At 61.4% G+C, this 26,866-nt stretch carries 21 protein-coding genes and 1 tRNA gene; 9 read left to right on the forward strand and 13 right to left on the reverse strand.

The window, feature by feature from the left end; translation table 11 throughout:
* Window positions 1-99: 99 nt before the first annotated feature.
* Window positions 100-1,497, reverse strand: coding sequence for an amino acid permease (locus CVS29_RS12600; protein ID WP_110106739.1), 1,398 nt, complete (start codon window positions 1,495-1,497; stop codon window positions 100-102).
* A gap of 318 nt (window positions 1,498-1,815) precedes the next feature.
* Between CVS29_RS12600 and CVS29_RS12605 the strand changes: the two genes are divergently transcribed.
* The 5 genes from CVS29_RS12605 to CVS29_RS12625 all read left to right on the forward strand — a co-directional run bounded on the left by CVS29_RS12605 (window position 1,816) and on the right by CVS29_RS12625 (window position 7,887).
* A complete protein-coding gene (locus CVS29_RS12605; protein WP_110106672.1) occupies window positions 1,816-2,589 on the forward strand; it encodes an NUDIX hydrolase in 774 nt (257 codons plus the stop codon).
* 120 nt (window positions 2,590-2,709) lie between these two features.
* Window positions 2,710-4,053 carry a quinolinate synthase NadA gene (nadA, locus tag CVS29_RS12610; protein WP_110106673.1) on the forward strand — a complete coding sequence of 448 codons (1,344 nt, stop codon included), beginning with the start codon at window positions 2,710-2,712 and terminating at the stop codon, window positions 4,051-4,053.
* Window positions 4,050-5,810 (forward strand): L-aspartate oxidase, encoded by a 1,761-nt coding sequence (nadB, locus tag CVS29_RS12615; RefSeq protein WP_110106674.1) that lies wholly within the window; start codon window positions 4,050-4,052, stop codon window positions 5,808-5,810. Before nadA ends, nadB begins: the two co-directional genes overlap by 4 nt.
* Entirely contained in the window at window positions 5,807-6,727 is a 921-nt protein-coding gene (gene nadC, locus CVS29_RS12620; protein WP_110106675.1) for a carboxylating nicotinate-nucleotide diphosphorylase, read from the forward strand. Before nadB ends, nadC begins: the two co-directional genes overlap by 4 nt.
* The gene (locus tag CVS29_RS12625; protein ID WP_110106676.1) at window positions 6,724-7,887 is read left to right on the forward strand and encodes a cysteine desulfurase family protein; all 1,164 of its coding nucleotides are present in this window, start codon (window positions 6,724-6,726) and stop codon (window positions 7,885-7,887) included. The genes nadC and CVS29_RS12625 overlap by 4 nt, the downstream gene beginning before the upstream one ends.
* A 10-nt stretch (window positions 7,888-7,897) precedes the next feature.
* Here CVS29_RS12625 and CVS29_RS12630 read toward each other — a convergent pair whose 3' ends face one another.
* The 7 genes from CVS29_RS12630 to CVS29_RS12660 form a co-directional block, all read right to left on the reverse strand.
* Window positions 7,898-8,686 carry a polyphosphate polymerase domain-containing protein gene (locus CVS29_RS12630; RefSeq protein ID WP_110106677.1) on the reverse strand — a complete coding sequence of 263 codons (789 nt, stop codon included), beginning with the start codon at window positions 8,684-8,686 and terminating at the stop codon, window positions 7,898-7,900.
* A complete protein-coding gene (locus CVS29_RS12635; RefSeq protein WP_110106678.1) occupies window positions 8,683-9,396 on the reverse strand; it encodes a DUF4956 domain-containing protein in 714 nt (237 codons plus the stop codon). Before CVS29_RS12635 ends, CVS29_RS12630 begins: the two co-directional genes overlap by 4 nt.
* A gap of 101 nt (window positions 9,397-9,497) precedes the next feature.
* A complete protein-coding gene (locus CVS29_RS12640) occupies window positions 9,498-10,160 on the reverse strand; it encodes a response regulator transcription factor (RefSeq protein WP_110106679.1) in 663 nt (220 codons plus the stop codon).
* Window positions 10,161-11,726, reverse strand: a complete 1,566-nt coding sequence (locus CVS29_RS12645; protein ID WP_211315132.1) for a sensor histidine kinase — start codon at window positions 11,724-11,726, stop codon at window positions 10,161-10,163. It abuts the gene before it with no gap.
* Window positions 11,707-12,123, reverse strand: a complete 417-nt coding sequence (locus tag CVS29_RS18475; protein WP_170120971.1) for a hypothetical protein — start codon at window positions 12,121-12,123, stop codon at window positions 11,707-11,709. Before CVS29_RS18475 ends, CVS29_RS12645 begins: the two co-directional genes overlap by 20 nt.
* Window positions 12,124-12,328: 205 nt before the next feature.
* Window positions 12,329-12,835 carry a GtrA family protein gene (locus CVS29_RS12655; protein WP_110106682.1) on the reverse strand — a complete coding sequence of 169 codons (507 nt, stop codon included), beginning with the start codon at window positions 12,833-12,835 and terminating at the stop codon, window positions 12,329-12,331.
* Window positions 12,836-12,938: 103 nt separating this feature from the next.
* A complete protein-coding gene (locus CVS29_RS12660) occupies window positions 12,939-13,802 on the reverse strand; it encodes a fumarylacetoacetate hydrolase family protein (protein ID WP_110106683.1) in 864 nt (287 codons plus the stop codon).
* Window positions 13,803-13,863: 61 nt separating this feature from the next.
* Here CVS29_RS12660 and CVS29_RS12665 point away from each other — a divergent pair, with 61 nt between their 5' ends.
* Window positions 13,864-15,390 (forward strand): M20/M25/M40 family metallo-hydrolase, encoded by a 1,527-nt coding sequence (locus CVS29_RS12665; RefSeq protein ID WP_170120972.1) that lies wholly within the window; start codon window positions 13,864-13,866, stop codon window positions 15,388-15,390.
* Here CVS29_RS12665 and CVS29_RS12670 read toward each other — a convergent pair.
* Entirely contained in the window at window positions 15,387-15,839 is a 453-nt protein-coding gene (locus CVS29_RS12670; protein ID WP_110106685.1) for a MarR family winged helix-turn-helix transcriptional regulator, read from the reverse strand. The two genes, CVS29_RS12665 and CVS29_RS12670, sit on opposite strands and share 4 nt — an antisense overlap.
* A 2-nt stretch (window positions 15,840-15,841) precedes the next feature.
* Window positions 15,842-16,969 carry an LLM class flavin-dependent oxidoreductase gene (locus CVS29_RS12675; RefSeq protein ID WP_110106686.1) on the reverse strand — a complete coding sequence of 376 codons (1,128 nt, stop codon included), beginning with the start codon at window positions 16,967-16,969 and terminating at the stop codon, window positions 15,842-15,844.
* A 228-nt stretch (window positions 16,970-17,197) separates the two neighbouring features.
* Between CVS29_RS12675 and CVS29_RS12680 the strand changes: the two genes are divergently transcribed.
* Window positions 17,198-18,673 (forward strand): MFS transporter, encoded by a 1,476-nt coding sequence (locus CVS29_RS12680; protein WP_110106687.1) that lies wholly within the window; start codon window positions 17,198-17,200, stop codon window positions 18,671-18,673.
* 134 nt (window positions 18,674-18,807) lie between these two features.
* A complete protein-coding gene (locus CVS29_RS12685) occupies window positions 18,808-19,767 on the forward strand; it encodes a hypothetical protein (protein ID WP_179442446.1) in 960 nt (319 codons plus the stop codon).
* Between the two features lie 120 nt (window positions 19,768-19,887).
* Here the strand turns inward: CVS29_RS12685 and CVS29_RS12690 are convergent, their stop codons facing one another.
* The 3 genes from CVS29_RS12690 to CVS29_RS12700 form a co-directional block, all read right to left on the reverse strand.
* Window positions 19,888-23,166: an efflux RND transporter permease subunit gene (locus CVS29_RS12690; protein ID WP_110106688.1), complete on the reverse strand. Its 3,279-nt coding sequence runs from the start codon at window positions 23,164-23,166 to the stop codon at window positions 19,888-19,890.
* A gap of 67 nt (window positions 23,167-23,233) precedes the next feature.
* Window positions 23,234-24,721, reverse strand: a complete 1,488-nt coding sequence (locus CVS29_RS12695) for a malate:quinone oxidoreductase (protein ID WP_110106689.1) — start codon at window positions 24,719-24,721, stop codon at window positions 23,234-23,236.
* 160 nt (window positions 24,722-24,881) lie between these two features.
* Window positions 24,882-26,549 (reverse strand): ABC transporter substrate-binding protein, encoded by a 1,668-nt coding sequence (locus tag CVS29_RS12700; RefSeq protein WP_245932223.1) that lies wholly within the window; start codon window positions 26,547-26,549, stop codon window positions 24,882-24,884.
* A gap of 179 nt (window positions 26,550-26,728) precedes the next feature.
* Here CVS29_RS12700 and CVS29_RS12705 point away from each other — a divergent pair.
* A tRNA-Leu gene (locus tag CVS29_RS12705) sits at window positions 26,729-26,810 on the forward strand.
* Window positions 26,811-26,866: the final 56 nt, after the last annotated feature.

The following is a 26,866-nucleotide window of genomic DNA, read 5'->3' on the forward strand; positions in this document are numbered from 1 at the left end:
GTCCGTGCCGCCGTCGTACGTCAACAATAGCGAAAACGTAGCGTGCCTGCCCTAGGTTCGCCTTTGAGTACAGTGGCGCAGGCGCCGCGTGGACCCGATCTAAGGCTGTGCGGCTGCCCGTGCCTTTTGGCGGCGGTGCGAGAAATGGCTGAGCAAAGCGATAACAACCACCAGACTGAAGGTGCTCAGGAGTTGCTTTGCACTGGTGGGATCGCTGAATCCGACGGCAAAGATGGCCGCCAGCAGCACCAGCCCGGCAATTGAAAGGTACGGGAATCCGGGCATGCGCAGTGGCAAGGGCGTTCCGTCACGGTCTGCCCGGCGGCGCAGGATGAATTGTGAAAGCAGCGCCGAACCCCAAATGATCAGGCAGGTGGATCCCACCAAGTTCAACAATGCCTTCAGGATGGTGTCGGGGTACAGGATTTCCAGGACAACTGTCACGAAGCCGAACGCCACGGACATCGCCACTGCCGGAACGGGGACTCTACGAGTGTTGGTGCGCGCAAAAAGCCGGGGTGCCTCACCGCGCTCGGCGAGTGAGTAAATCATGCGCGATGCCCCGTACAGGTTGGCGTTAAGGGCTGAGAGCAGTGCAGCCACGGCCACCAAAGTGATGACTGTGCCAGCCCATTGAAGTCCGGCAACGTTCAGCACGCCGGCAAAGGGAGAAAGCAATGCTTTGGAGGTCCACGGCAGAACGGCAATGATGACGAACACGGAGCCTACATAAAACACCAAGATACGCCACACAACAGTGCGCACCGCCACTCCAACGCTGCGTTCCGGGTTGGGCGTCTCGGCGGCGGCAACAGCCACAATTTCGGTGCCGCCGAACGCGAAGGCCACAACAAACAGTGCTGTTGCGATGCCCGCCATGCCGTTCGGTGCGAATCCGCCGTTGTTGACGAAGTTGCCCAGGCCAGGGGATGTGGTGCCGGGGATCAGGCCCAGCAGCAAGGCGATGCCAAAGAGCAGGAAAAGCACAATCGCGGAAACCTTGAGCAGGGCAAACCAGAATTCAAACTCGCCGTAGTTTTTGACACTTGTCAGATTGACGGCTGTGAAGACCACCATGAAGATCAATGTCAAGGCCCAGACCGGCAAAACCGGCCAAATCGTGACGAGTAGCGCGGCTGCCCCGAGCGCTTCGGCGGCAATCACTACCACCAGCTGCAGCCACCACAGCCAGCCGACCGTTGCCCCAGCCATCTTGCCCATAGCCTTTTCCGCGTAGACGGAAAAGGCGCCGGAGTTGGGGTTGGCTGCGGCCATCTCACCCAAGGCCCACATGACCAAAATGATCAAGGTGCCGGCCACCAGATAGGAAATCAGCACGGCCGGTCCAGCCTTCATGATCCCCTCGCCGGAGCCTAGGAAAAGTCCGGCGCCAATTGCACTGCCAAGACCCATCATGGTCAGTTGGCGTTGTTTGAGTGAGTTGCCCAGGCCTGTTGTGACAGACGCAACCGTGGCAACTTCCGTTTGGGGGTTCATGAAAGGGATGGCCTTCGTTAGTGGAGCTGGCCACATTTGGCCGACGATGAAAGAATTTTGATCCTTGTCAAGGGTAATTCACCTTTGGCTAACGGAATAAATTATGTGGTGCCGGTCCGGGTGCCGGTCCGGGTGCCGGTCCGGTTGCTGGTCCGGGTGCTGTTTGCGGGGATAGTCCAAGTTTCACGGGTTCCGGAGCCGCTATGGACGGGTCCTCTGGCGTAAAAGATTTGTTTCTAAGACACCTGTGGCCGTAGAATCAGTTGTAGTCAATATGACTCTAACTGGTTTGTTGGGTCGGGAAATGAGGTGAGCGGCATGGAACGAGTGCCCTTAGTGGCTGCAGCTAATGTCAGCGAACGCCTGGCGCAGCCCCCTGCACTGGCCATCTCGACCGTCATTTTTGCTCTCCGCCCCAGTGTTTCTTCAGGACGGCCCACGCTGTGGCTGCCGCTGGTCAAACGCATTCGCGAACCTTTTAAAGGGCTGTGGGCGTTGCCGGGCGGACCCCTGACACAGGCCGAATCGCTGCTGGATGCGGCGGCTCGGAACCTGCAGGACACCACCGGCCTGGCACCGAGCTACCTTGAGCAGCTCTACGCTTTCGGCGGCTTGCACCGTTCGCCCAGTCAGCGCGTGGTCTCGATTGTGTACTGGGCTCTGGTGCAGTCCACCGAGGCCGAACAGGCAGAAGAATCGGAGAACGTTCAGTGGTTCCGGGCCGACGGATTGCAAGAACTGGCCTTTGACCACAATGAGATCGTCAAATACGCACTGTGGCGCTTGCGTAACAAGATGGAATACGGTCCCATTGCGTACCATCTACTCGGCGAAAAGTTCACCTTGGCTCAGGTCCGTGAGGTCTACGAAGCCGTGCTGAACCGCAGCGTTGACCCGGCCAACTTCCGCCGCCAGCTCAAGCAGACAGCAGGCATTGAACCCACCGACGAGTTTTTACAAGGCGGCAAGCACCGCCCGCCCCGGCTCTACCGCTACAGCGGCACCAACAATCACCTGGTGAAAACCCATCTCTTGGAGCAACCCCTCCTGGAAAGAGCAGGCCCGCCAGGGCACCCGCCGCCCACCCTCTAGCCTCAAGGTCAACCCTCCCGCACCACCAGCAGGCACGGCCCAGAATCAAGTACCAGAATCAACCACCAGACTCAGCCCCACGCACGCAATCCTCACTGCCTCAACCCTTTGGAGCACGCCATGTCATCCGTGAACACCACCATCCAGCTCATAACCCGAGAGCAGGCCGAAGCTGCCCAGTCCCACATCCCAGGCCAGCCGGGCCGGGCGCAGGAAAGCTGTGACGAGGATCTGGCCCAGGGCCCTTGGGAGTTCGATCTCGCCGAGGCACTCGCCGGTACACCGGGCTATGGCCCCGGCGCCTCCAATGAGGACACGGCCCCGGCCTCCACTCCCGTGCAGGGGCAGCTGCCGCAGGAGTACAAGGACGCCTCTGACGCCGAGCTTGAGGGGCGAATCCGTGCCGCGAAAGCGGTACTTGGGGAACGCGTGGTGGTGCTGGGGCATTTCTACCAGCGTGATGAAGTGGTGGCGTTTGCGGACTTCGTGGGGGACTCCTTCCAACTCGCCAACGCCGCGAAGAACCGCAGCGAAGCCGAAGCCATTGTATTTTGCGGCGTGCACTTCATGGCCGAGACGGCAGATATGCTCTCCGGCAGCCACCAGAGCGTGATTCTGCCGAACCTGGCAGCTGGCTGTTCCATGGCAGATATGGCGGATCTACCTTCCGTTGAGGCGTGCTGGGCGGAATTGGAGGCGCTCTACGGTACAGAGCCCGACGCCGAGGGCCGGGTTCCGGTTATCCCCGTCACCTACATGAACTCCTCGGCAGCGCTCAAAGCGTTCTGCGGGGAGCGCGGCGGGATTGTGTGTACCTCCTCGAACGCCTCCACCGTGCTGGACTGGGCCTTTGAGCGCGGCCAGCGCGTACTGTTCTTCCCCGATCAGCACCTGGGCCGCAACACCGCCAAGGCCATGGGCATCCCGTTGGAGGCGATGCCGTTGTGGAATCCGCGGCTGCCCTTGGGAGGCAACAGCCAGCAGGTCATGGAGGCCGCGAAAGTAGTGCTGTGGCAGGGATTTTGTTCCGTGCACAAGCGCTTCACGGTGGCCCAGATTGAGAAGGCACGCGCGGACTTCCCCGGCCTGCGCGTGATTGTGCACCCCGAATGCCCCATGGAGGTGGTGGATGCCGCCGACGAGGCAGGATCCACAGACTACATTCTCAAAGCCATCCAGGGCGCCCCGGACGGCACCACTTTTGCCATTGGCACCGAGATCAACATGGTCAACCGGCTCGCGGCACAGTACCCGCAGCACACCATCTTCTGCCTGGACCCGGTGATCTGCCCCTGCTCCACCATGTACCGCATCCACCCCGGCTACCTGGCCTGGGTGCTGGAAGGCCTGGTGGCCGGTGAGGTGCGCAATCAAATCACCGTCCCGGAAACCACGGCCGTCAACGCCCGGATTGCGCTTGAGCGGATGCTCGCCGCCAAACCACGCAGCGCAGCACGCGCATGAGCGCCCGCCACCTGGTGGTTGTTGGCAGCGGGGTGGCCGGCCTCTACGCCACCTTGCTCGCGGCCCAGGCCGGGGTTCAGGTCACGCTGCTGACCAAGGGTGCGCTCGCGCAGAGCAACACCCATCAGGCGCAGGGCGGGATCTGCGCCGTATTGCCAGACGGCGCTGCCGCCCCGGGCGACACCGTCGAGGCGCACATTGCCGACACCCTCAAGGCCGGTGCCGGAGAGTGCGACCCTGAAGCCGTACGTATTCTATGCACGGAGGCGGCGGGTGACATTGCCGCGATCGAGCATTTTGGTGTCAGTTTTGACCGTGACGCCAGCGGTCGCAGGGCGCTGGGCCTAGAAGGTGCCCACTCCGCGGCCCGTATCCTGCACGCGGGAGGTGATGCCACGGGCGCCGCCATCGCCAACGGGCTGATCAAGGCCGTCCGGGCTGCCGCAGCACGCGGCGCCGTAACGCTTGTGGAACACGCCTTCGTGCATGATCTGCTGGTTCTGGAGGGCGCCGCCCTGGAGCGCAGTGTCAAGGGTGTGCGTTACCACCGCGAGCTCCCACAGGGTGAGCCCGGCATGATTGATTTGAGGTCCGACGCCGTGCTGCTCGCCACCGGGGGAGCCGGGCAGCTTTTCGCAGCGACCACCAATCCCGCCGTGGCCACGGCCGACGGCGTTGCCCTCGCCTGGCGTGCCGGGGCCGTGGTGGCTGATCTGGAATATTTCCAGTTCCATCCCACGGCACTTGCTGTGGGGGAGAATTTCCTGATCTCCGAGGCCGTCAGAGGTGCAGGGGCCGTTCTGCGAGATGCTGCGGGTGAGGCGTTCATGCTTCGGTACCACCCCGACGGCGATCTTGCGCCCCGGGATGTGGTGTCCCGCAGCATTGCCGCCCACCTGCGCAACGGCAGGGACGGCCAATCCGTCTACCTCGATGCAACAGGCATTGAGCAGGCGCAGGGGGCGGGTTATCTAAGCCGCCGCTTCCCCACCATTGCTGCCAAGACACAGGCGCTGGGCTTCGACTGGACACGGGAGCGGCTGCCCATCACCCCGGCCGCGCACTACTGGATGGGCGGCATCGCCACCAATCAAGATGGCGAAACTTCCTTGCACGGACTCTATGCGGCCGGAGAAGCAGCCTGCACCGGAGTGCACGGAGCCAACCGGCTTGCCTCAAACTCACTTCTGGAAGGCTTGGTGTTTGGCCGCCGAGCTGTGGATGCCTTCCTGCGTGAAATGGCTGCTGGCACGGGAAATGTTGGCGCCCAAAGCAGTCATGCCCAGTACAGTCACGTCCAGTACAGTCATGCCCAGATGCAGCTTGGCGGGGCAACGCCATTATCCGTCCACGCGGATGCGCTTACTTTTAGCAAGGACGCCTTGCAGGCCCTGATGAGTGCTCATGCCGGGGTGTTTCGGGATGCGCAGGGCCTGCGCCATGCCGCAGAGGTCCTGGCAGGGTGGCGCTCGCAGCGAGAGATGCCCGCCCGGACCGCGGTCCCTAGCCGTGAAGAAGCCGAGGCGTTGAACTTGCTCACCGTGGCGCAGCTCTTGGTTCATGCGGCACTGAGCCGGGAGAACTCCGTGGGTGCCCACTTCCGTGCTGATTTCACGGACCCTCCGATCAGGACCCGCACCGCCTCCTCCCGCACCGCCTCCTCGTCCCGTGCTGCGGCGAGGGATTTCCAGCACCGGGCTGCCACCGTCTCCCACATGAACCCCGTCAAATTCCAGCGTGAAAGCGAAACAGTATGAACGCCGTCGTACCTGCCGTAGAGGCCACAGACTTGCACACCACCCCGTGGCTTCCCCCGCTGCCAGGTAACGCCGTGGCGGAGATTCTCCTGAGGGCGTTCGCCGAAGACGCCCCGTATGGGGACATTACCTCGGCCACGCTGCTTCCGGCCGAGGCGAGGGCCACGGCCTGGCTGGTGGCGCGCGAACCCGGCATCTTCTCCGGAGGTGAGGTGTTCACGGCCGCCATGCTTCTGCAAGACCCGGGTGCGCACGTGGAACAGCTCACTGCCGACGGCGCACGATTCGCCGCAGGGGAGCGGCTCATGTCCGTGACAGGGCTGGCGCGCGCGGTGCTGACGGCGGAGCGGATTGCGCTGAATTTGACCCAGCGCATGAGCGCCATTGCCACCCAGACCGCGGAGTACGCTGCCCTCATTGAAGGCACCAAGGCGCGTGTCACCGATACTCGAAAGACCACCCCTGGACTGCGCATCCTGGAACGCTACGCGGTGCGCTGCGGCGGCGGGCACAACCACCGGTTCTCGCTCTCAGACGCCGTGCTGGCCAAGGACAACCACCTGGCCGTGCTGACCGGCGGGGACACCACCAAATTGACGGCGGCGCTCGCAGCCGTCCGTGCCCAGCTACCGCACACCGTGCATTTTGAGGTTGAGGTGGATGCGTTGGAGCAAGTTGAGCCCGTGCTGGCTGCTGGCGTGGACACCATCATGCTGGATAACTTCAGCAATGCAGAACTCGTGGAGGGTGTGGCGTTGGTGGCCGGCCGCGCCTTGGTGGAGGCCAGCGGCAACGTGAATCTTTCAACCATCGCCGGCATTGCCCGCACGGGTGTGGACATCATTTCCGTCGGCGCCCTGACCCACAGCGTGCGCGCCCTGGATCTGGGCCTGGATATTGCGGTGGAACTACAGTGATCTTCCTCGACGCGGCTGCCACTACCCCCGTCCGGCGGGAGGTCATCGAAGCCATGTTCCCGTTCCTGACCAACCAGTTCGGCAACCCCTCCAGCCACCACGAGCTGGGGGAGTTGGCAGCCTCCGCGTTGGCTAACGCTAGAGAGCAATGTGCGACGGCGTTGGGTTGCCACCCCGAGGAGCTCACCTTTACCTCCGGGGGAACCGAGGCAGACAATCTTGCCTTGAAGGGCATCGCGTTGGCCCGCCGTGCAGCCAACCCCCAATTGAACCGGGTGCTCATCAGCGCCGTGGAACACCCGGCCATTGTGGAATCGGCCGAGTTCTTGCGCCGCGTGCACGGTTTTGTAGTGGAAGTGGTGCCGGTGGATTCCAGTGCTCTGGTGGATCCTGGCGTGTTTGCCGCACTGCTGGATTCCGGCAGTGCGGGCGGGGTGGCTGTTGCCTCCATCATGTACGCCAACAATGAGGTGGGGACGGTTCAAGACCTTCCGGCGTTGGCCGCTGTGGCCGCCGCCGCAGGGGTGCCACTGCATAGCGACGCCGTCCAGGCGGCGGGCTGGCTGCCGTTACAGGTGGGCGCCTTGGGTGTCACAGCCATGAGCTTATCGGGGCACAAGATCGGTGCGCCCAAGGGGGTAGGTCTGCTCTATATCAAGGGCGGCACCCGCTATGAGCCGCTCATCCATGGCGGCGGTCAGGAACGCGGGGGACGTTCCGGGACAGAGAACGTGGCTTTTGCCGTTGCCCTGGCCACGGCGTTGACACTGGCGGAACAGGGGCGGGAGGCCGCGGCCATACGTGTCACTGCTCTGCGGGCGGAGTTCATCGAGCAAGTTCTGGGCGAGCTGCCCAGTGGGGAACTGACGGGGCATCCAACCAGGCGGCTGCCCCATGTGGCTTCCTTCTGTTTTGCTGGCACCAGTGGGGAATCGGTGCTGCTGGAGTTGGAGAGGCGCGGGATTGTGTGCTCATCGGGCTCGGCCTGTGCGGCAGGCTCCGATGAGCCGTCGGCAGTACTGAGCGCCATGGGTTTCGAGCGGGGTGTGGCCCAGACGGCCCTACGCTTTAGTTTTCCTGCTGACGTGCAGTCTGGTGAATTGGCGACGGCGGCCACCGAACTGGTGGCCGCCGTGGCGCGGGTATTACGGCTGAGCTAACTTCGGTTCGCTAGTTGGCGAAGGCCGGGGCCCTGTCCCAGTCGAAGCGATTGCGCAATATCCGATTCCAGCGGTTAGCCGGAAGATTGGGGTGGAGCAAGGCGATGCCCACACAGTACTTGCTCATGCTCAGGTCCCGGATGCCCATCTCGGCCAGGACCCGATCAGCAACCCCGCGCCCGTCGGCTGACTTTGTTTCAACCACCACCAGGTCAGGCCCGGCCACTTCCTGGTCCTGGTCTTTGCACACCAACTGCACATCGCAGGTGAGCCTTTCGCGGCTGTGCGGGTTGACGAGCGTGCCTCGGCGGTAGTCCACGGTCATGACCGGGTTCAGAGCGGGCATGGGGATCCCGTATTCAGTCTCGAGCAGCTCGGCCAAGAATGCCTCGTCGTCGTGGTTCATGGTGGTGCGCTCATCCAACGGGTGGGGGATCCGGTACTTGTCCGTTTCCCCGCGCAGACCCTTCAACTTGGCCTCAAACATGCACAATCCGGAATCCAGGTAGGTGCGGGTGCGGACCTTGAAACGGCGCCGCCGGCCCTGGCGGTGGGCCCGGAACTGGTCCAGATCTGGGGTGTCGAAGTAGGTGGAGCTGTAGCCGAAGATGCGGCGCTGGCCGATTTCCATGATGGCGAAATCGTCGTCCAAGGCCGCCATGAGGGTGGCCAGTTCGTTGCTGGTCAGCAGGAACTTTTTATCTACGCGGCGCTGCAGCGCAGCTTCCTCATTCACCTCCGCGAGGCTGATGGGACGGCGCTGGCCGGCACCGGCCTCGAGGACTTCTGCGCAGGTCATGAATGTGACTGCGCATGGAGCGGCGCTGCTGCTGAGGTGGCATCGCTCGCATCAAAGAGCACAGCCTCAAGGTCCGCCGTGCTCAAGGCCGGCTCTGTGCCCGCCATCGGATTGGATTCGGTGCTCCCGATGGATGCTGAAGACTTGGCGGCCAGGGCAGCGGGGGTGGGGGTCTTGTAGCGGACGTCGGCCACGGTCATGTCACGCACAACGTCCAACGAGATCACTTCGATGCGGGTGACGGGCCCGCCCAGCAATGACTCGAGTGCGTCACGCAGTTCCACCTCATTGGCGTAGGCGCGGTCCAAGGTGATGCTCTGGCGGCGGGTGCGCGGTGCGATCCGGGGATGATCGGCGAGGTAGAGCACAGCCACCAGTGCCGCGGAGAGAACGGGGGAGAGCCAGGCCGGGTCCGGGTGCAGGCCGTTCATCAAACCGAGGACCAGTGCGGCGAAGTAGTAGCCGATCTCGCCTTGGGTCAGGGTATCCGAGCGGAGCCGGATGATGGAGAGTACGCCAAACAATCCTAGGCCCAGGCCCATGCCGGCCCCACTGCCGGACAAGAGCATGGTGACTAGCATGATGCCCACGTTCAGGCATACGTAGGCGATGGCCAGGTCGCGGCGCTGGTAGCGGGGGAAGTAGACGGCGTAGACCAGAACGGTGATACAGACAAGGTTTGCTGCCAGTGCAATCCACAGATTGAACATGAGGGCTCCTAAACGAGTGATTGATTTCCTAATCACTACTGTTCAGTACGCGTATGAGAGAAAAAGGAGACGGAAATGAGAGACCTCTCATGAACTCCGCATCAGTCCAGTTTGAGCCTGTACCCCATGCCGCGGACCGTCTCAATGCGCTCGGCGCCGAACTTTTTACGCAGGTACCTGATGTAGACATCCACAATGTTGGAGCCGGGGTCAAAGTCAAAGCCCCACACCTGGGAGAGCAGCTGTTCGCGGGAAAGCACCTGGTCCCGGTGCCGGAACAAGGTCTCGGCCAGGGCGAATTCGCGGGCGCTGAGATCCTTGGCAACACCGTCAACTAGGGCGCGGCGGGTACGCAGGTCCAGGATCATGGTCCCTGCCGTCAAGACGGTTGCCTCTTCCATGACATGCCCGCGCAGGCGCAACCGGACCCGGGCCAGCAATTCCTCAAAAGCAAACGGCTTGGGCAGGTAGTCATCCGCCCCGCCGCCCAGACCGGCCACCTTGTCCTCCACGCTACTGCGGGCTGAGAGAATCAGCACGGGGATGTCCACCAGGTCTTGACGCAGCCTGTGCAGCACCGATAGCCCGTCCATGACCGGCAGGCCAATATCTAAGATCAGCAGGTCATAGGCGTAGGAGCGGGCCTCTTCATAGGCTGACTGTCCGTCAGTAACAACATGTGTGACATAGCCCTCGGCGTTCAACCCCTTTTGTACAAAGGTTGCGATGCGGGCTTCATCTTCTGCGATCAGGATGCGTTTCATTTAGTGCTCTCCGGTTTCATTAAAAATGTGTGCAAGTTCTCCAACGCGTGCTGTGCCCGGTTTCAGTGGCTCATCGCTTTCTTCCTGCGGAAGCTGGATGGGCAGTGTGAGGGTGAAGGTGGCTCCCGCGCCCGGTGCGCTAAGGACGGAAACCGTACCGCCATGGGCATCGGCAATGGATTTGACGATGGCCAGGCCCAGCCCCGCACCAGCGCTTTGACGGCGGCCAGAACCACGGTGGAAACGGTCAAAGATGCCCTCTTGTTCCTCCACGGCTATCCCCGATCCGGTATCCCGCACCCACAACAACAGGGTGCCGTTGCGGTGGACGGAATCAAGTTCTAGCTGGTGGGCAGGGTCCAGTCTGGAGCCAAAAGCAATGGTGCCGGTGTGCGGGGTGTGGGCCACGGCGTTGGCTGCCAACTGCATGAGGGCCTGGGTTAGACGCTGGCCGTCGGCGACCACTTGGCCCTCAGCGAGTTCATCGATGGCCCAGTGCTGTGGGCCGAGTATGCGGGCCTTGCTCAGCGCATCCACCACCAAGTCCATGAGCTCAACGTTTTGCGGCATGAGGAAATCGGGCTGTTGGGACTTCGCTAACAACAACAGGTCATTGACAATCCGGCTCATACGGTCAAGCTCATCGGTGACCAGGGCTACGGTGTCGGCGCGCTCAGCCGGGTCCTCACTCATCATCTCAAGGTGACCCCTGATCACGGTGATGGGCGTGCGCAACTCGTGTCCGGCGTCGTCCACGAATTGACGCTGTGTGGCAAAGGCCATCTCGAGACGGTCCAGCATGCGGTTGAACGTGCTGGCGAGGGCGGCAACATCATCACGGCCGTTCACCTCAATCCGGCCCTGCAGGTCAGTCTCACTGATGGTCTCGGCGGTCTCACGAACTTGCCGCAGGGGTGCCAACACGCGCCCGGCAATGAGCCAGCTGGTAATGCCGGCGCCAATGACAGCCAGAACGCCGGAGAGGGCGAAAATTCTCAGTGAACTAAAAAGCGGCGCGGCAAGTTCATTGCGGAATTGCACACTGATCACGGCCCCAAGCTGCGGATCGCCCTCCACCTGCACCGGTAGCACAGCGTAGGCTACTTCTCCGGCAGCTGACTTGTACCGCCCGTAAACAGGTTCATCATGGCCTCCCACGAGAGCTAAGAACACCGGGTCCCTGTCCAGACGCACGGGAGGGTCCCCGGCCATGCGCCGGTGCGGTGCATTCCCCAGCAGGCTAAAGGCAGTCTCGGCGTTATTGGGCACGGTGTCTTGTAAGTACCGGGTCAGCAGATCATCGGAGGTGAACTCGGAGTCGGCTGCCGAAGACGCTGCAAAGGTGCGCAAACTCGTGGCCGCATGAGTGAGCCGGCCATCCAGCAGCGCATCTATACGGGCATTGAGGATCTGTGCCGAGAGCACAATGGACGCCGCGAACGCGAGGGTCAGCAGCAGCACCATGGCGCCAATAATCCGCGCCCTGGCGCTCGGAGTACGAGGTTCACGAGCCGTTGGGTGCTGGCGGGGAGCTCGCCCGCCTCGATTAGTCATCATAATAGTCATCCCAATAGTCGTCCCAGTAGTCTTCCCAATCGTCATCGCAATCCTCGTCCCCTGCCAGCGGTGCGCAGACGGGAACTTCGATGGCCCCATTCGATGGTGGGAGGGGCCTTGCGGGCACCGGGTTCGGCGGTGGAACGATTATGGGTAAGGGTGCGGCCGGGAGCTCCGGTGGAAGATTGCCCTCTGTCGGGGTGCTGGAAGGGGACGTGCTCGCGGGCGGATTGCTGGCAGAGGGCTCACTCGTGATCTTCCCTGTGGGCGGGGTCCACGCGGGGGTGACCACGATGCTTTCGCCCAGTTCGGGTTCGGAACTTGAAACTAGCAGTGTGGTGGCCAGCGTGGTTCCACCCACCAGCACGGCCAGGAAGGTGATGAGGATGAACCGTGGAATCTGCATGCCCCAATCCTTTCGCATGACGGTGCCAGCCACATGAGGAGGGGATGAGAGTTCTCTCATCCAAACATGTTCCCTGCCCGTGGGGCGAATTAGAGCAAACTGTTGGCGGGCGTTAGAGGGGTTTTTGGGTTCACCGTGGAGTGGACCAGGCTGCAAAGTCACCAACCCGGTTCCCGCGGCGGCCTTTCCAAGGTTCTAATGGACCTTACGCAGGGTTGCCGTGGCGGACCCTGCGGAAAATCCAGTAGCGCAGCAGCAGAAACCGGCTGACGGCTGAGGCCACATTGCCCAGAACAATTACGGCAAGTACCACCACGAGGGAGGCCTGTGGGGCTATCTCATGGAGCGCCCACAGGCTGCCACTGGTCATGGTCAAGGCCAGCAGCATGACCCAGATTCCTCGGCGCTGGTCCCGCCACCACAAGTGGCGCCCGCTCACGCCAAAGCTCATGCGCCGGTTAAGTTCCGTGTTCAGGAATGAGCACAACACCAAGGAAATGACGTTGGCCCACTGGTTTCCCATGGTGGGGCGCAGGATGGCAAAAATCGTCATGGAGATGACGGTGCAAATGAGGGCAACAACAGCAAAGCCACGCAGTTGCTGGGATAGGGCAGGATGGTGCTGCCACCAGCTTTTGAGCACACCAGAAACCCCGCGGCCTGTGATGACAGGCTCGGCGGGGAGTGGCTCCGGAGTTGTTGTAGTTGCCATAACTAACTAAATTCTGCCAGCTGACTGTGTGAACTCCCAATCAGCACCAAGAACGTTGCCTGTGAGTTTCAGCCGTGAGTTTCACTGGTGGGCCAGAGGCCGGTCAGGGCCCAGCCACCACGGGGTTGCGCAGCTCGCCAATCCCACCCACACAGCAAACAACCTCGTCACCTGGGCTGATCTGCCGGCACTCGGCCGGGAATCCGGTGAGGATCACATCACCGGGCTGCAAGGTCATGAAGCTACTTAGATACACCAGGATCTCATCCACACCCCAGCCCAGATCGTCACTCGAGGCGGGGGCCAGCTGGGTTCCGTTGTGCACAATGCTGATGGGCACGCCGTCGTCCGCCAGGCCCACCACAATCCAGGGGCCAAGCGGGGTGAAGGTGTCCGGGCTCTTGGCGCTGATCCACAGTTCATCGGATTTTTGTGCGTCACGAGCGGAGACATCATTGCCAATGGTGAAGCCGAGGATGGCGCTGCGGGCACTCTCCAGCGACAGGTTCTTGGCGGGCCGGCCAATGACAATTGTCAGCTCGGCCTCAGGATCAACGTAACCTACCGTAGGGCTCAGCTTGATTGCCTCGCCTGGGCCAATCACGGAGCTGGCCGCCTTGTGGAACGCCTGCGGATCAAGGGCACGGCCGGGGGCGCCGGTGTTGTGCGCCATGCCAAAAACATTCACCGGGGCGCAAGGAGCCAGGAACGTGAATTCGTCCTCAGTGAGCGTTGCGCCCAGGGTCCAGCCCTCACGGGCGGCACTGTTCTGGTTGGCGGCGGAGGTGGGGAACGGGGTCTCCACGACGTGCCAGATCTGCCCTTCCGGGCTGGTGAAATCAGCCGCATCATTGCGGATAAAAAATTGCTCGGGCAGTGGGGGCGGTGCGGCACTGCGCCGCCCTGGGTTCTGCGCTGCGGCCTCAAGGGGGCGGACACGGGCAAGGCGGTAGGGCACTAAAGTCATGAGGACATCCTACCTCCGGCGGGCGGGTGTGCTCACAGTCACGTGGCATAGACTCCCTGACATGGCTAAGGGAAACACAAAAATGCTGAACCGTGCTTTGACTGCCGCATTCTCGGTTGGGGCTGCCGGTGCAGCAGCCGTCATCGGTGCCCGCGCACTCCGGGCAGGGCCGGGAACGCCGCCGGGTGACTTTGGCGCAGCAGAGCCAACCGGAGATATTGGTGCGCACTACGCCCAAGGTGCCGCAGATCAGCTCAGCGAATTGATCCGCTTCCGCACCGTCTTCTCCACTGCCCGCGATCAGATTGAGTTGGACCAGTTCACTGGCTTCATCGCGGCGTTGGAACGGTTATTTCCCAGAGTGCACTCATCCTTGACCCGGGAGTTTGTGAACGGCCAAGGACTCCTGTTCCGCTGGGTAGGACGCGGGGGGGATGCGCCGGCGCGTCCCACAGTTTTGATGGCCCACTATGACGTGGTTCCCGTGGATTCCCGTGATGCCTGGACGCACCCTGGATTCTCAGGACTTCAGACGGACGGCTATGTGTGGGGTCGCGGGGCCCTGGATGACAAGGGGGCGCTGGTGGTGATCATGAACACCGTCGAATCCTTGTTGGAGGAGGGGTTTGTGCCCACTGACGATCTCTACCTCTCCTTTGGCAACAACGAGGAAACCGCTGGCGACAGTGCCCAGGCGGCAGTGGCGCTGCTTTCCGCCCGGGGTGTTGCGCCGTGGCTGGTCCTTGATGAAGGCGGCGCGGTAGCTCTCGATGCGTTCCCTGGCTTGAAGGTCCCTGCGGCTGTCATTGGTGTGGCTGAGAAGGGCATTTTGGATCTGGAACTGCTCACCAGGGGCGCTGGCGGGCATGCCTCGACACCGCCGAAAATGGGCGCCACAGTTCGTTTAGCCCAAGCCATTGTGGCCTTGGAAGAGTCCCCCTTTCCTGGCTCCATGCCGGCGCCCATCGTTGAAATGATGCGGCGCATAGGACTTGAGAGCAGCTTTGCAATGCGGCTTGTGACAGAGAATATGTGGATGTTCAAGTCCCTGCTGACCCAGGTATTTGGGGTAGTGGGTGATGAGACCCGGGCGTTGACCCGCACCACTGTGGCCGTGACCATGCTGGAGGGCAGCAAGGCTGCCAACGTGTTGGCCTCAACTGCGCGCGCCAACGCCAACATTCGCATTGCCGTGGGGGAGAGTGTTGAGTCAGTTGTGGCACATATCCGCGCCATCATCGACGATCCACAGGTGGAGCTCAGAGTGATTTCCGGGCATGACCCCTCACCCATCTCTTCCTTCACCAACGAACAATTCGCCCTGCTCAGTGCTGCGGTAACACGTTCCTATCCGGAGGCTGTGGTGACACCGTACATTCAGACCGGTGCCACCGATTCACGCCACTTCACCACCATTTCGCCAGCCGTCTACAGGTTTTCACCGCTCCTGATGGACGCTGGCGACCGTGCCTCCCTCCACGCCGTCAATGAACGGGTCCGCATCAGTTCGTTGGGCGCGGGAGTTATCTTCTACCGGGAGCTGTTGCAGGGCCGCGAGCTAGCTCTGCGAGAACGCGAACGCAGCTAGCGGCTGGCCACCGACTCCCTGATTTTGTTCGTCAGCTCAAGCAGCGTGCGCATTTCATCGTCGGAGAGCGCCACTTCCATCAGCTCCATGATGTTCTTGACATGCGCTCGCCCTACCTCTTTTTGAAGCGCGGCGCCTTCCTCGGTGAGCCCAATCAGCACCCCGCGCCTATCGCCCTCCGCCGTCTTGCGGTGGATCAGCCCGCGCGCCTCGAGTCGGTCCACCATGCGGGAAATGCTCGGCTGGGTCAGCAAGACATGCTCGTTGAGCTCGTTGAGCCGCAGCCAGCCGCTGGGGCAGCGCGTTAAGTTATACAAAATGTCGTATTCCCGGCTGCCCAGTTCTTTGAAACTGGGCTCCTTGTGTAATTCGCGCATAACGGCCACTTGCGTGCGCAGCAGTGACTCCCAGGATTCCGTAGCGAGGCGGCGGTGTGCGGCGGCTGACATCTTTAGTTCACTCCTGCAGGATTGATCGATGTTGTTGAAGGCGCGACGCCGGAACTTACCGCCGCGCCCTGGCTCCGGGCTTCGAAGGTGGGTGCGTCGGGGACGGACGCGGGCCGGTTGGTTGCAAATTCTTCACGGAGGGTGGGGAGTACCTCAGCACCGAAGAGATCTAGCTGCTCCAAGACGGTCTTCAATGGCAGCCCGGCGTGATCCACCAAGAACAGCTGGCGCTGGTAGTGCCCAAAGTAGTCACGGAACGTCAACGTCTTGTCAATCAACTCCTGTGGGCTGCCCACCGTCAACGGGGTCTGGGAGGTGAAGTCTTCCAGGGACGGACCATGGCCATAGACCGGGGCGTTATCAAAGTACGGGCGGAATTCATTCACGGCGTCTTGCGAATTTTTGCGGATAAAGAACTGCCCACCCAAGCCAACAATTGCTTGTTCAGGTGTGCCGTGGCCGTAGTGAGCGTAGCGTTCGCGGTACAGGCCAATCAGCTGCTGGTAGTGCTCCTTGGGCCAGAAGATGTTGTTGGCGAAAAAGCCATCACCGTAGTACGCAGCAATTTCGGCAACCTGGGGTGTGCGGATGGCGCCGTGCCACACAAAGGGGGCAACGCCGTCGAGCGGGCGGGGGGTGGAGGTGAAGCCGCGCAGGGGTGTGCGGAACTTGCCCTCCCAGTTCACCACTTCCTCATCCCAGAGGCGGCGCAGCAGCGAATAGTTTTCCACCGTCAGTTCCACTGAATCCTGATTGTTCTTGCCAAACCACGGGTACACAGCGCCCATGTTGCCCCGTCCCAACACCAGATCCACGCGGCCGTCGGCCAGATGCTGCAAGGTGGCGAAATCCTCGGCAATCTTCACGGGATCGTTGGTAGTGATCAACGTGGTGCTGGTGGAGAGGATGATCTTCTTCGTCTGGGCGGCAATATAGCCCAAGATGGTGGTGGGGGAGCTGGGGTAGAACGGCGGATTGTGGTGCTCGCCGGTGGCAAAGACGTCCATGCCGATGTCCTCAGCGTGTTTGGCGATGGTGGTAATGGCTTTGAGGCGCTCGTGCTCGGTGGGGGTTCGCCCGGTGGTGGGATCCATGGTGATGTCGCCAACACTGAAAATTCCGAACTGCATGGTGTGCTCCTTGACTCCCGGGCGCAGGGGGCTCCGGGAGATATATGCGTTTGTATCTAATATAGGGCTAACCCGCTAGCAGTCCAAAATGTTCCCTGTGCCTTCGCAAGCCACCGCACACCACGCGCGGCTGACATAAAGGATGTTTCTGCGCGCTGGGTTACTCGCGGGTACTAGTATGCCCACAAGACGTACAGTGCCGTGCACCGGAAAAATTCGAGGCAAGCCATGGCTGTATTCCAGCGCGGCACGCACGGGCGGGGCCTGCGCCTGGCACCCACCGCCACAGCAGTTGTGGGATTCTTGGTGCTGGTTGAACTCACCAGTGGCATCCTTCAGGGGTACTACACGCCGCTGCTGACAGACATTGCCCGCCACCTTGGCATCCACGACGCCGACGTCAACTGGTTCGAAGCCGCACAGCTCATGGTCGCCGCCCTGGTGGTTCCGGTCTTGGCCAAGCTGGGGGACATGATGGGCCACCGCAAAGTGCTGTTGATTTCCACGGCATTGACGGCGGCCGCGTCCTGGGGTGTGGCCTTCGCCCCCAGCTTTTGGTTCTTTCTGGCGGCATGGGCATTGCAGGGATTCTACGTTGTCTGGCTGCCGCTGGAAATTGCGCTCATCTACAGCCGCTCCCACCACCAGCTAGACGGTGCCGCGCTGACACGAAAAGCGGCGGGGATCCTCGTGGCGGGTCTGGAATTGGGCGTGATTGTTGGCGCCTTGGCCGGTGGATTTATTGGTGGCGCCCTGCCGGATATGCTCTGGCTGACCCTTATGATTCCTGCCATCGCGGTCACCTTGTGCTTCTTTGTGATCCTGTTCGGTGTTCCCGAATCCGAGAGCCGCACGGGTGGCAGGCTGGACCTCATGGGCTTGACCCTGCTCTCCACCGGCCTGCTGCTGATCACCGCCGGCCTGACCTTCATGCGCATCAACGGCCCCGGCACCTGGTGGGCGTGGGCCGCCGTGGTGCTTGGAATTGCCGCCATGATTCCGTTCACACGCTACGAACTTGGCCACAAGGACCCGCTGATCGACATCCGCCTCCTGAGGAAGCCCAGTATGTGGCCGGTCCAATTGACCGCGTTCCTGTTCGGTGTCTCGGTATTGGGTGCGCAAGCGCCTCTGTCCACCTTCGCCCGCACCGCCCCAGCCGAGGTTGGCTACGGTCTCGGTGCCAGCGCTTCCGTGGTGTCGGTTCTGATCGGCGTGTACGTGCTGGGCATGCTGGCCGGTGCCCTCCTTTACCCCGTTGTCACCAGATGGACCACTCCACGAATCACCTTGATGGGCGCAGCATTCATGGTTGCCCTGGGATACCTGATGTTCCTGCCTTTTCACGATTCCACGGTGCAGGTGCTCACCAACATGGCGATCGCCGGCATTGGCAGCGGGGCTCTGGTGGCTGCCCTGCCTTCCGCCGCCGCGGCTGCTGCTCCGCTGACACAAACCGGAATGGCGACAGGGCTGACCAACGCCACAAAGACCTTGGGCGGAGCTTTCGCATCCTGCGTCTTTGGCATTGCACTTGCCGGACAGGCACTGGGTTCGCTGACTGCCGGTGCTGGCTCCACAGCTGCCCCGTTGGAGGGCTACTTGTTGGTGTGGACCATTTGCGGGGTAACGGCACTTGTTGCCGCGATCGCCTTGTACTTTGTGCCGAAGCTGGCTTTTGGCCCCACCCTCCCGGTGGACTAAGCTCCACAGCTTTCGCGAGGTTCTGCGTGAGTTCTGTTACCGAGTTTGAGTCCCGACACGCGGGCGGGTGCGGGCGGGCAGCGGCCGTCCGGTACCCTTTCTAAGGCGCACAAGAAATCTGGAAAGGCACATACATGAGCAACTACAACGGGGCGCCTCCGCCTCCTGCAAACGCACCGATTCCGGGTGGGCCAATGCCCCAGCAAGGGCCAGGGAACCGCAAGACTCTCTTTATAGTTGTGGGCGCAGCGGTTGTGGCGGTGGTGCTTGTGGTTGTGGTGGTGTTGGTCTGGGTCCTCCCTTCTTTCACTCAGTCCGGTAATGAGGGGAAATCAGCACCCACCGTGGCCGCGAGCCAGAGCGCTTCGAATAACGCCGGAAGGGGGAGCGGGGATGCTCCCTCCGAAGCCGCGACGCCCACCGGTCCCGGGGCAGGGAATGAGCCCAGTGATGGCGCCGTCACCATGCCAGAGGGTGCCGTTGCGTTGCCACAAGGCTGGGATGCGCTGGAGGGACCCACCGAGATTCCGGCGGAGGGAGATCCGCTGTTCTCCAAGTTCGTGACCGGAGAATCTTCCTTCCAGTACCTCAAGGCCTGGGATTATGACACCACGTTTGGCAAGACCACCGATCCCGAAACAGGCACAGAGATGCAGCAGGTGGCCCAGGGCACCAAGGACTTGGACGCTGACGGCATTTCCACGGCCTTTGCCTTCTTCGCGGAAAGTGATGAGGGCAAGCACGGAAGCGATCCGGCCACGGTGAAGGCTGCTATCAAGGCCACACAGAGCAAATTGGCTGGTGCTTCAACAACCGAGCTGACCCAGCAATTGGTGGGACACAAGTGCGCCTCTGACTTCACCTCCAGCACTCCGGCGATCCAAGATTTTCGCCGCGGCCAGGCCGTTGTCATCTCGTTCAGCTGCAAGAGCGCCAACGGTGAGGACATTCAAGCGATCAACCTTTTTTCTGTTACGCCGTGGGGAACGCCGCAGCGAGTGGGCGTCAGCGGCCACAAGAGTTACTGGGACGCCAACCCGGGCGTGTTTGAAAAGCTGGGCAATTCCTACCGCATCAACAGGTGGAAGCTCTAACAAACGAAAAAAATAACATCTCACGCCAAGGCGTAGGGAATAGTTGAGGGACGTTGAATTTTCAACGTCCCTCAACCATTCGGCGTTAACCCAGGTGCTGATGCCCTTGGAGCTGGACGGTTAGTCTGCGGCGCGGCGGCCGCGGACCTTCGGGATGGCCCCGGTAGTCCAGTCCTGGAAGCCAGCTCCCGCGTGAGCACCAGTATCGGTACTGCCCTGAGCGCCCGCGTGAGCACCCGCATGGCTGGCCGGTACGTGCACCACCTTGAGCGCCTTGATGAGATCGTGGCGTTCTTTGCGTCCTTCAACGAGTCGGTACAGCACCGGCACCAGGATCAGGGTCAGGACCGTGGAGGAGATCAACCCACCCACCACCACAACGGCCAGAGGCTGTGAGATGAAGCCCCCGCTTCCGGTCAGGCCCAACGCCATGGGGGTCAGCGCAAAGATGGTGGCCAGCGCGGTCATCAAAATGGGCCGCAAACGCTGCCGTGCACCATGTTCAATGGCGTCGGCCACGTTCATGGCGGGTCTGTCTCCGGCAGGTTGGCGGTACTGGTTGATGAGGTCAATCAGCACAATGGCGTTTGTCACCACAATCCCCACCAGCATCAACATGCCGATCAGTGACGGCAGGCCCAGCGGGATGCCCGTGATGAGCAGCAGACCAATGGCTCCGGTTGCCGCAAAGGGAATGGACACCAACAGGATCAGCGGCTGAATCAACGATTTGAACGTGGCCACCATGATCACATAGACAATGGCGATGGCGGCCAGCATGGCCAGCCCCAATTGCTGGAAGGATTCGGTCTGCTGCGTGGCCGCGCCGCCAATGGTAGCGATGGTGCCAGCGGGCAGCTGCATCGAGTCGAGCTTCTTTTGTACCTCGGCGCTGAGCGAACCCAAAGCGTTGCCCTCAGGCGTCACTGAAACTGTGGCGGTGCGCTGGCCGTTGGAGGATGTCACCGTGAGCGGGGCCTGGACCTCTTCAACAGTGGCCACCTGCGAGAGGGGTACGGGCCCTGTTTTGGTGGGGATTTGCGCGGCTGCTAGGGCCTTCACGGAATCAAATTGGGTGCCCAGACCAATCTGGACCTTGTAATCGGTGGTGTCAATGCGCACCGTGCCGCCGGGGATGGGGCTGACGGTGGCGGCCAACAAGCCCGTGATTTGTTGCTCATCCAGGCCGGCCGCAACGGCCTTCGCCCGGTTCACGCTGACCTGGACAACCGGCTGGGTGCCGCTGAGGTTGCTTTCCACCGACTGCGCGCCCGCCAACCCGGTCATGGCCTTGACCAGAGTTTCACTGGCCTGTTGAAGTTCCTCGCCCGTGGTGGCCTTGACAGTGATATCAACGGAGGAAGACATGCCAAAGCCGCCGCCCTGGGACCCCAAGCTGATGACGCCTGCATCCTTGATATCCTCGACGGCGGTACGTACGGTGTCCTGGAGCTTCACCTGGTCCGCATCGGGATCCGTGATGACCTGGAATGAGGCGCTGGAAGCACCGGAGGAGAGAAGCGCCGAGAAGCCGCCGGAGGCGTTGCCCACCGTGACCTGAACATCGGTGACGCCGTCAATGCCGCTCACCACGCTTTCAACTTTCTTGGCAGCTTCGTTGCTGGCTTGCAGGCTTGTACCCGGGGGCAGATCCTGCTGGATGGTGATGCTGTTCTGTCCGGTATCACCTAACAAGTTGGTAGGGAGCAGCGGTGTCATAGCCAGGGTTGCGGCCAGCACAATGCCACCGGCAATGAGCGTCACAACAGGATGTTTTTGGGTCTTGGCCAGGATGGGCAGGTAGCCGCGCTGCAACCAGGACGAACGTTCCTTCTCTTCCACAGCGGTCAGCAGCGCTTTCCCACGCAAGGGGGTGCCGGCGTCGTGCTCCGAGGCCGTGCCTGAACTGGTGTGCTCCACCGCGGGCGTGGACTTCAAGAACCAGTACGCCAGAACGGGAACAATGGTCAGCGAGACCAGCAGGGAGGCCAGCAGCGCAAAGGTGACAGTCAGTGCGAAGGGGCGGAAGAGCTCCCCGGCCAGCGAGCCCACAAACGCGATGGGCAAGAACACGGCCACGGTGGTCAGGGTGGAGGCCGTAATGGCTGCCGCAACCTCCTTGATGGCGGCCAGGATGGCGGTCTTCTTGTCCTCGCCGTAGCTTAGATGCCGCTTGATGTTCTCGATGACCACAATGGAGTCATCCACCACCCGGCCAATCGCGATGGTGAGCGCGCCCAGGGTCAGGATGTTCAGCGAGTAGCCGGTGGCCCAGAGGCCAATGAACGTCACCAGCAGGGACAGCGGAATGGAGATCGCGGTGACCAGGGTGGAGCGCACTGACATGAGGAAGATCAGGATCACGATGACGGCGAAGCCAAGACCCAACAGGCCTTCCGTGGCGAGATCGTCAATGGACTTCACAATGAACGGGGCCTGGTCCAGGACGGTGGTGAACTTGGTGTTGTTGCCCATTGATGCCGCCAGTTGTGGCAACATGGTGGCCACCTCTTCGGACACCGAAACCGTGTCTGCCTCAGGCTTTTTCGTAATGGATAGGGCCAGTGTGGCTTTGCCGTTGGTGCGGGTGATGGAGGTGGTGGGGTCATCCGCCAGCGTCACAGTAGCCACGGAGGCGATGGTGGGGATTCCCTCCGCTGCACCAGCCAGGGGCAAGGCCCTGACCGCGTCGAGTGAATCCACGGGGCTGCCGGCCTGGATGGACAAGGTGGTGCCACCAGTGTCCAGGGAGCCGACAGGGACCAAAGTGCCGTTGTTGCTCAGAGCTTGGGAGATGTCACCGGGGTTTACGCCCGCGGCAGCCATTTTGGCGGGATCGGGCAGGATTTGGATGTGCTGGGAATTGGCGCCGCTGACATCGGCGCTGCGGACGCCGTCGATCTTCATGAGCTGCGGCACGGCAATGCGTGCCAGATCCGTGTTCAGTGCAGCGAGGTCTTGATCCGAAGATACTGCCAGGAAGACGATCGGAAAATCGGAGATGCTCCCGGCGATCGGCTGCGGTTGCACACCGTCAGGCAGGCGCTGGCTGACATTGGAGATGGCACGGTCAATTTGGTTCCGGGCCCGGTCCAGGTTGGTGCCATAAGCGAAGGAGAGGCTAATGGTAGAGACGCCGCTGCGGGAGGTGGAGGTGCTGGATTCCAGCCCCTCCACCGCATTCAGCGCAGCTTCAAGAGGAGCGCTGACCTGTTTGTCCACCACGGCTGGAGAGGCGCCGGGCATGGCCGAGACCACAGTGATTTGCGGGAACTCGATACTTGGGATGAGCTCTTGTTTCAGCGATCCCAAGGTGATGACCCCGAACACCATGGCAAAAATTGTGATCAGCGCGATCAGGGCCCGGTTGCCCAACGACATTGTGGCCAATTTGAACATTAACAATCTCCCACTGCTTCTTGCCGGCTGATCCGGGCCCCAATCAAAAGAGCTGAAGGCCCCCTCGTTACTTCAACTGCAAAGAAGCTGCCGTGGCAGCCAGGCTCTTTTCAAAGAGTTCGGCATTTTCATTGAGCTTTATGCCATAGGTGGGCATCATGGTGCGCAATGAATCCTGCCAGTGAAATTTGTACTGGCGTGGGAAGCAGCGCTGCAACAGCTCCAGCATAATCGGCACGGCCGTGGATGCTCCGGGCGATGCACCGAGCAGGGCTGACAAGGTGCCGTCAGCTGCCGTGATGACTTCAGTGCCGAACTGGAGCACTCCGCCCTTCTTGGCATCCTTCTTGATGATCTGAACCCGCTGGCCTGCCGTGATCAGCTCCCAGTCCTTCCCGTCCGCTTCGGGGAAGTACTCGTGGAGTGCATCCACCTTGCCGGCATGGGTTTTTGTGACCTCGGTGACCAAGTACTTGACCAAGTCCAGATTGTCCTTGCCCACGGCGAGCATGGGGATGATGTTATTGGGGCGGATGGAGCCGGGCAGGTCCATGTAGCTGCCGGTCTTGAGGTACTTGGTGGAGAATCCGCCGTAGGGGCCGAACAGCAAGGAACGCTGGCCGTCAACGTAGCGGGTGTCCAGGTGCGGCACGGACATGGGCGGGGCGCCCACGGATGCTTGGCCGTAGACCTTGGCGCTGTGCTTGGCAGCGAGTTTTTGATCAGTGCAGCGGAAGAACTGGCCGGAGACGGGGAACCCGCCGAAGCCCTTACCCTCGGGAATGCCTGATTTCTGCAGCAGGTGCAGGGCGCCGCCACCGGAGCCGATGAAGACGAACTTGGCCTTCACCTTGCCGTGTTCGCCTGAGGTGGGGTGCTTGAGCCCAACATCCCAGCCGCCGTCAGTGGTGCGGGCCAGATCGGTCACGGTGGTGCCGTAGTTAATCTCCACACCGTTCTTGTCCATGTAGCCCATGAGCTCGCGGGTCAGAGCGCCAAAGTCCACATCCGTGCCTTCAGCGGCGCGGGTGGCGCTGACAACCTGTTGGGGATCACGGCCCTTCATGACCAGAGGCGCCCACTGGGCGATCTTCGCGGGGTCCTCGGAGTACTCCATGGAGGCAAACACGGGGTTTGCCGACAGCGACTCATGGCGGGCCTTGAGGAACTTGCGGTGCGCCTCACCAATCACAAAGCTCATATGCGGCACGGTGTTGATGAAGCCCTTGGGAGAGCCGATCAATGATTCGTCCACCAGGTGCGCCCAAAACTGGCGTGAGAGTTGAAATTGTTCGTTAATGCTGATGGCCTTGGCCGGGTTTACTGAACCGTCTGCGGCCGCCGGTGAGTAGTTAAGCTCACACAGTGCCGAGTGTCCGGTGCCCGCGTTGTTCCAGGGGCTGGAGGACTCCAAACCGGGAGTATCGAGCTGTTCAAAGAGCACAATCTTCCAGTTAGGTTCCAGCTGCTTGAGCATAGTGCCCAGCGTTGCGCTCATGATGCCGCCTCCAATGAGGACAACGTCAGCGTCTTTGGTGTTCGAAATGAAGGTCACAGTCAACTCCAGTAGAGGCTCTTCCTAGCGCTAGAAGCGTATCGCGGCAAGGACTCTAAGCATAAATCAGCACCGTGTTCCCCGCAGGGCGTGCCTTCGTTCCCGCCTGAAGTGCCGCGGCAGGCTGGTTCAGAATGCCTGCGTGCCGCACCGGGCTGGTTCAGCCTGGCGCAGGGGGAGCCAGCTGCACGGCATTGAAGACCTCATTGAGCACCGGGCTCAACGGATAGGACAGCACCCGGTCAGAGAGGGCAATGGCGGAGATGGGAAAGACGATGGGCACAGCCGGAACGGTGGCTGCAATTTGTTTGCTGATGGACTCATAAGCGGCCACACGGTCCGCTCCGTTGGGCATGCTGCGTGCCCGGGTGATTTTGGACACCAGCTGCGGATCCACCAGTCCCAGTTCGGTGCCCGGGGAGCCGAAGATGGGGCCCACAAAGTTGTCCGGGTCCGCATAGCTGCCGTTCCATCCCATGAGGCTGAGGGCATGATTGCCGTCTCCCGTGACGGCGGCCAGATAGCCTTCGTTCCACGGGATCGGGACGGGTTTGATGTTGAAGCCAACTTTTGTCAGTTCAACAGCAATTTGGGCGTAGACCTTTTCAGGGGTGGGCAAATAAGTGCGTGCGGCGTTGGTGGGATAGTAAAACCTGAGCTCTTCACCCTTGTAACTGGAGCCTGCCAGGAGCGTTTTTGCCTTCTGTGGATCGTAGCCAATGCCTTCCACGGCATTATTGAAGCCGCTGAGCTTGGGGGGGATGAACTGCGCGGTAGTGGCCGTTCCGCCAATGAAGAAGTTATTGGCAAGCGTTGCCTTGTCAATGGCTGATGCGATGGCCTCGCGCACCTTCAGATCCGCCAGTACAGGGACTCTCTGGTTGATACCCAGATACATGACAGAGAAGGGATCCCGTTGCAGGACCTGCTTTCCGCTCTTGATGAGCTTGTCAAAATTACTGGGCGTGACCGGGTCAAACCCATCGATGGAGCCCTCGTACAAGGCCGCCAGCCTGGTTTCGGGCTGTTCGAAGGTTTTGAAGTTCAAGACGGTGATCTGACCCTTTTCACCCCAATAGTTTTTGTTGGCGTTCATGGTCACAGACCCTGCGGAGGCCTGCCCAAAGGTGAACGGTCCGGTGCCCACAGGATGCAGTCCATAGCGGGATACCTTGTTCCCGGCGAAGGAGCGGTCCAGCACATTGGCGGTAAAGGACTTCAACGCCGTGGGGGAGGAGATGGCAAAGGCTGGCACGGTCAGTGCCTGCAGGAATCCGGTGAGCCGCGTCTTCAACCCCAGGGTGAGCGTCAGCGGGTCATCAACCGTACAGCCTTCATAGAGGGAGTTTTCCGGATCGTCGCTGAAGGCACGGAACACTTGTTTGAAGGTGGACGTGGAGCCGTCTGCGCGGATTGCCGGAGGCAGGGAGTACCAGCGCTCAAAGTTGGCGCACACGGCCGCTGCGTTAAACGGGGTCCCGTCATGGAAGGAAACACCCTTGCGCAGGGTGAAGGTGTAGTGCAGCCCATCCGCATCCTCCACCCATTTTGTGGCGAGGCTTGGTGCCGGTGCCCCTGTGACCGGATTGATGGTCACCAGCCCCTCCATGATCTGGCGTGTTACCCGGTACGACTCCGTGTCCGCAACCAGCGCCGGATCAAAACCCAGCGGGTCAGACCCCGTACCGAAATTGAACACGGTAGGCGTCACGGCGTGGGTGGGTGCCGCCGTGGTACTGGGGGATTGGGGCGCAGGAGCAGTGCAGGAAGTTGCGCCCAGAAGAACAATGGCGGCCAGGGCTGTTGCTCGCAGGATACTCAGGGGCACTGGGTCACCTTGCGCACTGGATTGGCAGGGCATGGCACGTTCGGGTTCTCCTTGCAGCACGGACTCTCCATCAGCCACTTATCATAGTGGCTGATTCTGGTGGCTTCCTCAGGGTTAGGACCGCTGTGGTTAAAACTACCCGGAGGAGACGGTAGTATTGTTCATGCTTCAATGCACATGCGCGAGTGGTGGAATTGGTAGACACGCAGGTTTTAGGTACCTGTGCCTTCGGGCGTAGGGGTTCAAGTCCCCTCTTGCGCACTAGAAAAAGGCCCCTTATTCGAGGATTCCTCGGTAAGGGGCCTTTCTCATGCTTG

Origin of the sequence: Arthrobacter psychrochitiniphilus, from assembly GCF_003185915.1 — a bacterium.
GTDB lineage: Bacteria > Actinomycetota > Actinomycetes > Actinomycetales > Micrococcaceae > Specibacter > Specibacter psychrochitiniphilus.